We start from the raw sequence: 10,000 nt of genomic DNA, 5'->3' as shown, positions 1-10,000 counted from the left end.
AGCGCCTTGCGGATGTCCGTCGCATAGGCACTGGCGGCCAGCGAAATGGCGACGCTCACGGCATTGGAATAGGCCCAGGCCTCGGCCCCACCGTGGCTTTTGACCACGATACCGTTGAGCCCCAGAAGCGGGCCGCCATTGGCCGCGCCGGGATCGACCGTCTTGGCCATAGCCCGCAGCGCCGACGCGGCGAGAAGCGCCCCCAGCTTGGACAGCAATGAGGAGGTCAGCGCGTCCTTGAACAGGTTTTTGACGAACTTGGCGGTGCCTTCGGCGGTTTTCAGCGCGATATTGCCCGTAAAGCCATCGGTGACGACTACGTCCACCGTGCCCTTGCCGATATCGTCGCCTTCGACAAACCCGTAGTAATTGATGCCGTCCACGCCTTCGCGCAGGAGACGATGCGCCTCACGCACCTCTTCATGGCCTTTGACGTCCTCGGAGCCAACATTCAGCAGGCCGACCGTGGGTCTCTCCTTGCCGCGCACGGCGCGGTGGAAGGCCGTGCCCATGACGGCGAATTCGATCAGCTGATTGGCGTCTGAGGTCACGTTGGCCCCGACATCGAGCACCGTTCCCATACCGCCCTTGGCATTCGGCCACGAACAGGCAATCGGCGGACGCTCAAGGTCCTCGGTAATCATCTTGAGGATCATCTTCGACAGCGCCATCAGCGCGCCGGTGTTCCCTGCCGAGACGACCGCGTGGGCCGCACCGTTTTTGACCGATGAAATGGCCATAAACAGGCTGGTTGTCCGGCGACGCAGGGCCTGAGCCGGCTTTTCGTCCATCGCCACCGACTGATCAGTGTGGACAATGGTGGCAACGGCCTTCAGTTCCGGACATTTGGCCAGTTCTGGCGCAATCAACGCCTCATCACCGTGCAGCAGAAAGCGCAACCGGCCCGAACCGTCGCGCTTCAGCGCTTCTGCCGTACCCGGCACAGTCACACGAGGGCCATGATCACCGCCCATGGCATCGATTGCGATGACAACTGTGCCCTCAGGGGCGACGCCTATGCCTCCCACAGGCGTTTCGGACGGCGAAATAGGATCAGGGGAAGACAAGGGACGCTCTAAGACCTCACAAAGGTGCCAGGGCCGCCCTTATAGACCCTCCAGCGCACGGCCGGAAGGTGGAAATAAAGCGAGTCCCCGAGGCGGCGGACGATAACGCCCCCGCCGAACTTATCAAGATGCTTTTTCAGATCGCCCGTTCAGGCGTCATCGCCCTTCAGGCGCGACAGCACGGCGAAAGGCGACGGCTCCTTGGGCTGATCCGGTTCCTCGAACACGGCACCGGGCTTGCGCGCAAAGGGATCATAGGCTTCACCCAGCGCTTCGATGACGTATTGACCGACATCGATCTGACCATTGACGGCCACATCGGGCACATCAAGGTCTTCGACGCTCAGTTCCGTCTCTTCGTCGTCGGCCTTGCTTTTGCGGGCCTGCGCCACCACCACGACGTCGATGCGCGCCGCGATCGGGTGACGGAAGGGATCGAGCGTCACGCCGCATTCCTGCGTCACCTCACCGCTCAGATCGACGTCAACGATCACCTCATCGCTGCCCGGCAATTTGCGGCCTTTCGTCGTGACCTTTGCCGTCAGGTCGTGCAATTCGATCATGCCGAAGTTTTCGGCAATCAGCGTGCGGCGCGCCTCATCGGCCATCAGGGTCAGGTCGAGCCCGCGAAAGGCCTCGTCAAAGCGCACAGTGTGCGTCCACAGCGGGGCATCGGCTTCGGTCATGGCTCAGTTCTCCTTGGTATTTAAACGCGTTACATCCGGCCAGTTTACCTCACCGGCCAGCAATTTGTCTGCGCGCACCTGCACGCGGACCTCATTCATATAGGCGCTCAGGCCCGCCGCCCACAGGGGGGCCTGCGGGTCCGGCGCCTCATCCGTGGCATAGACGGTGCGCAGCAGGTAATCGGCCTGCGCGGCGGTCGCGTCCTCTGCGCCCGCCTCGTCCCAGATTTCGTTCCAGCGCACCAGCCGCGTATAGACCTGCTGGCTGAGCTTTTTCATCTTTTTCGGCACGGTCAGGTCGCCCACCCCCTGTTCGCGCAGCGTATCGTCCAGTGCCAGTAGCAGCGAATCGAACAAGGCCTGAGAGGTTTCGCGATAGTGTTCGTCGTCCGATTTCAGGCAGTTGATCAGCAGGACGACATGCAGCACCAGAAGCTCGAATCGCGCACCAATCTCATCCTTCACGCCGTAATCGGTATAGAAAACGACCTGACGCGACTGCGCCACGGCCGCCGCATAAAGGGCTTCGCCGGCCACGCGCGTCGGGCTGGGCTTTTTCAAACCCAGACTTTCGCCGAGCGAGCTGAGGAATTTGTCGAGCATTTACGTCCCCGTCTCCGTTTGCGTTCTTGCCAAGCCGGAATATTTATGGCCTTCATTCGGCCCCAAGATTGCACTAAACAGTCTGGCACCCAAGGTCAAACCCGAACGGAACCTGATGATCAAGCCGTCCACCCTTCTGGCTCTCGCCGCCGTTGCCGCCGCCGCTTCCACGCTTGGCGCCTGCGCCCCCAGCGTTTCGCGTCAGGGCTATCTCGCCATCGAAGCCAATCCCGCCACCGACATCAAGGTGGGTGAGGATACGCAGACCAGCGTGCGTACCAAGTTCGGCTCTCCGTCTCAGGTCGCCACCTTCGACCCCGGCGTGTGGTACTATATCACGCAGACGACCTCGAAAATGACTTATAAGCCCGCGACCCTGACCTCGCGCAGCGTCACCATCGTCGAATTCGACAAGGAGACGCAGGCGGTCAAAAACGTGAAGACCCTGTCGCTGGCCGATAGCCGTGACATCGCGCTGAACCCCAACAAGACGCCGACCCGCGGCCGTGAACTGACAGCGCTGGAGCAGATCCTCGGCAATGTCGGCCGCCAGACGATTACCAACGACGAAGACACCAATCCGGGCGGCCAGCGCCGTCGCGAATAGTCTTGGTGTCGTATGGATATGACCCCCCCCGGAGACCGTGCCGGAGGGGTTTTTGTTTAATTTTACTTCTCACCTGTTGTCTCAAACCCTTCGATCCAGTGATCTCGGTCAAGGTAATATTCGTCTATGCCGAAACCTTTTGAGTGGTCGCGGAATCCCGGTTTGTCTTTGAGGCGGAAAATGGCTAATCGAGCAGCGTCCTCGGACCGGTAAACACCGATCAGCTTCGCATCATCTCCATATTCGTCATCCTCGCGGAGGTGATGCAGAATATAGACCTTCTCTATTTGCTTCATGCAACCCCATCATCAATGCTTGGAAGTGTATAGGTTCATAACGTCGTATATAAACGAACATCCTTACGAAGGGTATGGAGACAGTAAGCGTCACTTCCGCTCATGACGACATTTTTTGAGAACCACAGATTTCACAGATTTCACAGATTGGCGCTTCGCGCCGTTGGACATCTGGCAGCGATCGCTTGCCATTTGAAACGCATAATCTGTGAAATCTGTGAAATCTTTGGTTTCCCCTGAAAGGCCTGCCCCACGCTCGGTCTATCCGTGGGCATTTGGGGAGAGAGCGGCGCTCACGCGAACGCCGCCCTCCAGTGATCAGACTACATGCGCCAGCACAGCCAGCAGCAACAGCGCGACGATATTGGTGATCTTGATCATCGGATTGACCGCCGGGCCCGCCGTGTCCTTATACGGGTCGCCCACCGTATCGCCGGTCACCGAGGCCTTGTGCGCCTCAGAGCCCTTGAGGTGACGCACGCCGTCCTTATCGACAAAGCCATCCTCGAACGACTTTTTGGCGTTGTCCCAGGCCCCGCCGCCCGACGTCATCGAAATGGCGACGAACAGGCCGGTGACGATGACCCCCAGCAGCATGGCCCCCAGCGCTTCAAAGGCCGGGACCGCGCCGCCTATGGCATAGACGATCCCGAACAGAACCAGAGGCGACAAAACCGGCAGCAGGGAGGGCACGACCATTTCGCGGATGGCCGCCTTGGTCAGCATGTCCACGGCGCGGCCATAGTTGGGCTTGGACGTCCCGGCCATGATGCCGGAGTCTTCGCGGAACTGACGCCTCACCTCTTCGACCACGGCCTGCGCCGCCTTGCCGACCGCCGTCATGCCCATGCCGCCAAAGAGATAGGGCAAAAGGCCGCCGATCAGCAGGCCCACCACCACCCACGGCGAGGACAGGGAGAAGGTCAGTTCGCCCAGCCCCTCGAAAAAGGAGCCCGGCGCTGCATTGGCCGCGAAATATTTGAGGTCCGACGTGTAGGCGGCAAACAGAACCAGCGCCCCCAGACCGGCCGAACCGATGGCATAGCCCTTGGTGACGGCCTTGGTGGTATTGCCCACGGCGTCCAGCGCGTCGGTGGTGTGGCGCACCGCCTTGTCGAGGCCCGCCATTTCGGCGATCCCCCCGGCATTGTCGGTGACCGGCCCAAAAGCATCGAGCGCCACGATCATCCCGGCCAGGGCCAGCATGGTGGTGGTAGCAATGGCGATGCCATAGAGCCCGGCCAGCAGGTAACAGCCGATAATGCCACCCACGATGATCAGGGCCGGAATGGCCGTGGCTTCCATCGAAACGGCCAGCCCCTGAATGACATTGGTGCCGTGCCCGGTGACCGAGGCCTGCGCGATCGACACCACGGGCCGCTTGCCCGTACCGGTATAGTATTCGGTGACGACGATGAAGCCCGCCGTAACCGCCAGCCCGATCAGGCCGCACCAGAACAGGGTCAGGCCGGTAAAGCCCGCCGGCGCACCCGCATAGGTGATGGGGGTATCGAAGCCGATCACCAGTTCAATCACCGCCGCCAACGCGCCGATGGACAACACACCGGTGACAATCAGCCCTTTATACAGGGCGTTCATAATGTGGTTGTCCTTGCCCAGACGGACAAAGAAGGTGCCGATGATAGAGGTGATGATACACGCGCCGCAGATGACCAGCGGCAGCAGCATCATTGGCCCGACCAGAGCCGTGCCCGCAAAGAAGATCGCCCCCAGCACCATGGTGGCCACAGTCGTCACGGCATAGGTTTCAAACAGGTCCGCCGCCATACCGGCGCAGTCGCCGACATTGTCGCCCACATTGTCGGCAATGGTGGCCGGGTTGCGCGGGTCGTCTTCGGGGATGCCCGCCTCGACCTTGCCCACCATGTCGCCGCCGACATCGGCCCCCTTGGTGAAGATACCGCCGCCCAGACGCGCGAAAATCGAGATCAGCGACGCACCAAAGCCCAGCGCCACGAGGGCGTCAATCACCGGTCGGCTGGTGGCCTCAAGGCCCAGCACATCGGTCAGGATGAAGTAATAACCCGCGACGCCCAAAAGCGCGCCCGACGCGACAAACAGGCCCGTCACAGCCCCGGCCCCGAAGGCGAGGTTCAGCCCCTGTTGCAGACTGTGCGAGGCGGCTTCGGCGGTACGCACATTGGCGCGCACCGAAATCAGCATCCCGGCAAAGCCCGCCGCCCCGGACAGGACCGCGCCGATCAGGAAGCCAACGGCGGCATAGGTGCCCAGCACCAGAAAGGCCGCGATGAAGATGACCACACCCACAATGGCAATGGTCGTATATTGCCGCTTGAGATAGGCCCCGGCCCCTTCCTGAATCGCCGCAGCGATTTCCTGCATCCGGGCATTGCCCTGTGGTTTTTTAAGCAGACTGAGGGTCTGAACGACCCCATACACCAAACCTAACACGCCAGCCGCTATGACCAGCCCTATCCATGACGTCATACCAAACCCCTGTCGTTATCTGTTGTGGCGCGCCGGGTGACGCGCGTGCCGGGCAGGCACGTCCATACCCCTCCCGGCAAGGTCAGGAGAGTGCCGCAACTTTCAGACAGGTGCAAGTTAGGTAATTGCGAAAGTAATCGCCGCAAAATGTCGCACATTTATTGCGCCGCAACCGGTATTCAGACTTCACAAACCCGTGAAAACTTGCTGGATCAGCGGTGGCGACACACCGTCAGTTCATCAACTTCTTGGGGTTTTGCGCCAGTATTTCCAAGGTTTCGATATTGCCAGCCCCGGCGATCTTGGTAAATTCCGGAATCATCACCTTTTTGAAACGCGCCTCGTCCAGCGTGTCGCGCTTGTTCGGCAGCGCGAAACTTTGCTTGTGCGCTGCACGGATCAGAAGGTCGCGGAAATAGGGTTCCTTGAGTCGCAGCGCATTGACATCGGCCTTGGCCGTCAGATTGATACGCAGGGTCACAAACAGATAGTTGATGACGCGGCCATTCTCGGTGACCGGCAGGGCCACGGGGGCCAGCTTGACATAAGGCTCACCGCCCTCCTTCTTGGCTTCGGAGGCCAGTGCAGGCATGGCGAAGGCGCACAGGAGCGTGCTGAGCAAAAGGCGTCGGGTCTGGGTCATGTCCTGAGTGTAGGCGAAAACGGTTTAGAAGCCGTTTAGGAGGCCCGGTTTCGTGCGGAACGCCCTCAGAAATGCCTTTGTGCAGATGGTTTTGAGAACCACAGATTGCTCAGATTTCACAGATTATACGTTTCAAATGGCAAGCGACCACTTCCGGGGGCTCCACGGCGCAAAGCGCCAATCTGTGCAATCTGTGCAATCTGTGGTTTCTCTAACAAAGCTTGGCACACATGCGGGGCATCCGTAGAGACTCTTCCAGGCCTCAGACGTGGACCCAACCCTTATCCTCGATCTCGATGACCTTGCCGCCGCTGATGACCGAGACCTCGCCGGTTCCGGCTTTGCAATGGCCGATCTCATAGAAACCGGCGGCCTTCAGAGCCTCGGCCCCGGTCGCATTGGCGGTGCACAGAATCTGGTAATCGTCGCCGCCGGTGATCAGATCGGTTACATCGGCCCCCAGCGCGATGGCGGCGCGCGCCGCGGCCGAAGTCGGTACGCGGTCGAGGTCGATCACAAGCGCCACCTCAGAGGCTCTGGCCATATGCAGGGCATCAGCGATCAGACCGTCGGAGACGTCCATTGAGGCATGGGCGTGGTCGAGCACCACCTCGGCCAGATCGTCGCGCGGCTGCGGCAGGCGATAGGCCTGCACCAGATGCGCCTTGTGCGCCTGAGACAGTTCGTCGAACTCCCCGCGCAGCACGCGCAGGCCCAGATGTGCGTCGCCGATAAAGCCGCCAACCAGCACATGATCCCCCGCCCGCGCGCCGGCGCGCGACAGGGTGCGGCCTACGGGCGCGTGACCGAAGGCGGTAATGCTGAGCAGCAGCGGACCTTCGGTCGAAACCGTGTCTCCGCCGAACAGGTCGAAATCAAATTCATCCTGATCGAGGCGCAGGCCCGCCGCAAAGGCCGCCTTGCCCTCATAGGCCATGCCCTTGGGCCAGGCGGTCAGGAGTTGATAGCCATAGGGGTCGGCCCCCTTGGCCACGAGGTCAGAGATATTGACCCGCAACAGCTTGCGCGCCACCTGATCGAGCGGATCGGTCGAAAGGAAGTGCACCCCTTCGACCATGGCGTCGGTGGTGACCACGAGGTCATAGCCTTCGCGCGCGCCCAGCACGGCCACGTCGTCGATAAGACCGCGCGCTTCGGCATTCAGTCCGGCCAGAGGCTTGAACAACCGGTCGATGACGCTGAATTCGCTGTTGTCGCCGGTCATGAGAGGCTTACCTCGCGTCCTTGGCGATGCCGTCCAGGGCGCCGTTGACGAACCGTGCCTCTTCATTGCCGAAGAAGGCCTTGGCGATCTCGACATATTCGTTGATCACCACCTCGACGGCGACATCCGGGCGGAATTTCAGTTCCCACGCCCCGGCGCGCAGGATGGCGCGCAGCGTGGTGTCGATGCGGTCAAGACGCCAGTTGGAGGCCAGACGCTCGGCGATCAGCACATCGATTTCGGCCTGAGCCTTGACGATGGTGCGCAGACCGTCAGCGAAAAAGGCCTCATCGGCCGTACCCAGACGCTGTTCCTCACCGCCCTCGCCTTCGATGTGGCCATCAAAGCGGAAGTCGGCAAATTCGCGGATGACCGACTCAACGCCCGTCCCGGCAATTTCCATCTGATAGAGAGCCTGTACCAGTACCAGACGCGCCACGGTGCGGGCGCGCTTTTCCTTAAGCGACAGACGCCCGGACTCGGCGGCCTCATTGGCGTTCAGTTGCTCAATGACGGACTTCAGGCTCAGCGGATCAACCATGGTTGCCTCCGCGCAGGGCCTTCTTCAGGGCGATCATGTCGAGCGCCACCTTGGCGACCGTGCCGCCCTTGTCGCCTTCCGAGCGGCGGGCGCGGGCCCAGGCCTGATCCTCGTCCTCGACGGTCAGGATGCCGTAGCCGATGCACAGAAGCTGTTTCAGCGTCAGGTCCATCAGACCACGCGCCGATTCTTCGCACACATAATCGTAGTGGGTCGTCTCGCCACGGATGACGCAGCCCAGCGCGACATAGCCGTCATATTTGCGCCCGGCGGGGCCCTGAGAGGCGTCTTCGGCCATGGCGATGGCGCCCGGCACTTCAAACGCTCCCGGCACGGTGATCACGTCATATTCCGCGCCATAGGCTTCCAGCGCCGCCTTGGCACCGGCCAGCAGCTCATCGGAAATATCCTCATAGAAACGGCTTTCGACGATGAGGATGCGCAGGGGGGTATCAATGGTCAAGAGTTCAATCCTTGAGGACAGGTTCAGTCCGTACTTACTGGCTTATCGAGAACATAAAAAGCCAAATCTCACGACGGCGTGTGTTTAGCTTAGCGGTTTCCAGTCGATAATCTGAAGCCCGTAGCCTTCCAGCGCGGCAGGCTTAGGCTTGGAATCCGACAGGGCGATCATGTCACGCACCCCCAGATCGAGCAGAATTTGCGCGCCAACGCCATAGTCACGCAGGCCGCGCGGCTGAGGCGTACCTGCTTCGTCGGCGGAAAAGCGGTTGGAAATCACCTTGGGGTCGAGATCGCGCAGCATGACCATCACCGCCGGGCCATCATAGGCCGCCAGTGCCTTCATCGCTTGTTCGACCAGCCCGGCGCGACCGTCCGAGGCCCCCAGCACGTCGGCGGCGACATCGAGCTGATGCATCCGCACCAGGGTCGCCTTGTTCGGCACCGGCTGATGCTTGACCAACGCGATATGTTCGCCCTGATCGAGGCGGTTGCGATAGACGAACAGGCGGAACTGACCGCCCCATTGGCTTTCGAAGGGCTTTTCCATTACGCGATCGACAAAGCGCTCCGTGCGGCGACGATAGGCGATCAGGTCGGCAATGGTGCCGATCTTCAGGCCATGCGTCTGGGCGAATTTGATCAGGTCAGGCAGGCGCGCCATCGTCCCGTCGTCGTTCATCACCTCACAGATGACGCCCGCCGGATAAAGGCCAGCCATGCGCGAAATATCAACCACGGCCTCGGTATGACCGGCGCGCACCAGCACGCCGCCATCCCGCGCCACCAGCGGAAAAACGTGGCCGGGGCTGACGATATCGTCATAGCCCTTGGTCTGGTCGATGGCCACGGCGATGGTGCGGGCGCGGTCGTGCGCCGAAATGCCGGTGGTGATGCCGTCCTTGGCCTCGATGGCCACCGTGAAGGCTGTGCCGTTGCGCGCGCCGTTTTCAGCGGCCATCGGCGGCAGGCGCAACTGACGCGAGCGCTCCCCCGTAATGGCCAGACAGATCAGGCCGCGCCCGAAGCGCGCCATGAAGTTGACCACGTCCGGCGTCGCCATCTGGGCCGGGATGCAGATGTCGCCCTCGTTTTCGCGGTCCTCGGCATCAACGAGGATATAGGGGCGGCCATTGCGGGCGTCCTCCAGAATATCCTCAATGGTCGAGATGGGGCTTTCGGAGCTGACCGGGTTGAGGTCGGTGGCGATACGGTTGAAGGTCATGGGTATCTCTTACGAGTACGCCCCCTCACAGGAGCGTAGAAACAGGGGGCGCGAATTTAGAGCGATGTGCGGAAAAGTGTGAGCGGTTTTCTGCAAAAACATCGCGACAAAACAAAAATTTAGAGCGAAATGGCGTTTCCATCTAAAGTCATTTCGCTCTAGAGCGTCTCGCGCCA

At 61.1% G+C, this 10,000-nt stretch carries 11 protein-coding genes; 1 reads left to right on the top strand and 10 read right to left on the bottom strand.

The features are described from left to right. From plsX to LDL37_RS11610, 3 genes are all read right to left on the bottom strand, one after another. Positions 1–974: phosphate acyltransferase PlsX (gene plsX / locus LDL37_RS11620; protein WP_290798364.1), on the bottom strand; the 974-nt coding region annotated here is incomplete at its 3' end. A gap of 242 nt (positions 975–1,216) precedes the next feature. Beyond that, positions 1,217–1,753, bottom strand: coding sequence for a YceD family protein (locus tag LDL37_RS11615; protein WP_290798361.1), 537 nt, complete (start codon positions 1,751–1,753; stop codon positions 1,217–1,219). A gap of 3 nt (positions 1,754–1,756) precedes the next feature. Further along, on the bottom strand, positions 1,757–2,356 hold the full coding sequence (locus LDL37_RS11610; protein ID WP_290798358.1) for a ubiquinol-cytochrome C chaperone family protein: 600 nt from the start codon (positions 2,354–2,356) through the stop codon (positions 1,757–1,759). 115 nt (positions 2,357–2,471) lie between these two features. Between LDL37_RS11610 and bamE the strand changes: the two genes are divergently transcribed. Next, entirely contained in the window at positions 2,472–2,963 is a 492-nt protein-coding gene (gene bamE, locus LDL37_RS11605; protein WP_290798355.1) for an outer membrane protein assembly factor BamE, read from the top strand. A gap of 62 nt (positions 2,964–3,025) precedes the next feature. Here the strand turns inward: bamE and LDL37_RS11600 are convergent, their stop codons facing one another. The 7 genes from LDL37_RS11600 to ribB form a co-directional block, all read right to left on the bottom strand. Beyond that, positions 3,026–3,259: a hypothetical protein gene (locus LDL37_RS11600; RefSeq protein ID WP_290798352.1), complete on the bottom strand. Its 234-nt coding sequence runs from the start codon at positions 3,257–3,259 to the stop codon at positions 3,026–3,028. A 318-nt stretch (positions 3,260–3,577) separates the two neighbouring features. Continuing rightward, the gene (locus tag LDL37_RS11595) at positions 3,578–5,728 is read right to left on the bottom strand and encodes a sodium-translocating pyrophosphatase (protein ID WP_290798349.1); all 2,151 of its coding nucleotides are present in this window, start codon (positions 5,726–5,728) and stop codon (positions 3,578–3,580) included. 232 nt (positions 5,729–5,960) lie between these two features. Continuing rightward, on the bottom strand, positions 5,961–6,371 hold the full coding sequence (locus LDL37_RS11590) for a hypothetical protein (RefSeq protein ID WP_126423816.1): 411 nt from the start codon (positions 6,369–6,371) through the stop codon (positions 5,961–5,963). Positions 6,372–6,633: 262 nt separating this feature from the next. Further along, positions 6,634–7,596, bottom strand: a complete 963-nt coding sequence (gene thiL, locus LDL37_RS11585; RefSeq protein ID WP_290798345.1) for a thiamine-phosphate kinase — start codon at positions 7,594–7,596, stop codon at positions 6,634–6,636. Positions 7,597–7,603: 7 nt separating this feature from the next. Continuing rightward, on the bottom strand, positions 7,604–8,137 hold the full coding sequence (nusB, locus tag LDL37_RS11580; RefSeq protein WP_126423818.1) for a transcription antitermination factor NusB: 534 nt from the start codon (positions 8,135–8,137) through the stop codon (positions 7,604–7,606). Then, positions 8,130–8,600 (bottom strand): 6,7-dimethyl-8-ribityllumazine synthase, encoded by a 471-nt coding sequence (locus tag LDL37_RS11575; RefSeq protein ID WP_013480399.1) that lies wholly within the window; start codon positions 8,598–8,600, stop codon positions 8,130–8,132. The genes nusB and LDL37_RS11575 overlap by 8 nt, the downstream gene beginning before the upstream one ends. An 84-nt stretch (positions 8,601–8,684) precedes the next feature. Next, positions 8,685–9,824 (bottom strand): 3,4-dihydroxy-2-butanone-4-phosphate synthase, encoded by a 1,140-nt coding sequence (gene ribB, locus LDL37_RS11570; RefSeq protein ID WP_290798342.1) that lies wholly within the window; start codon positions 9,822–9,824, stop codon positions 8,685–8,687. Positions 9,825–10,000: the final 176 nt, after the last annotated feature.

This window comes from Asticcacaulis sp., assembly GCF_020217185.1.
Lineage (GTDB): Bacteria > Pseudomonadota > Alphaproteobacteria > Caulobacterales > Caulobacteraceae > Asticcacaulis.
Note: the sequence above shows the minus strand (reverse complement) of the source record. Positions and strands in the feature narration are given on the sequence as shown.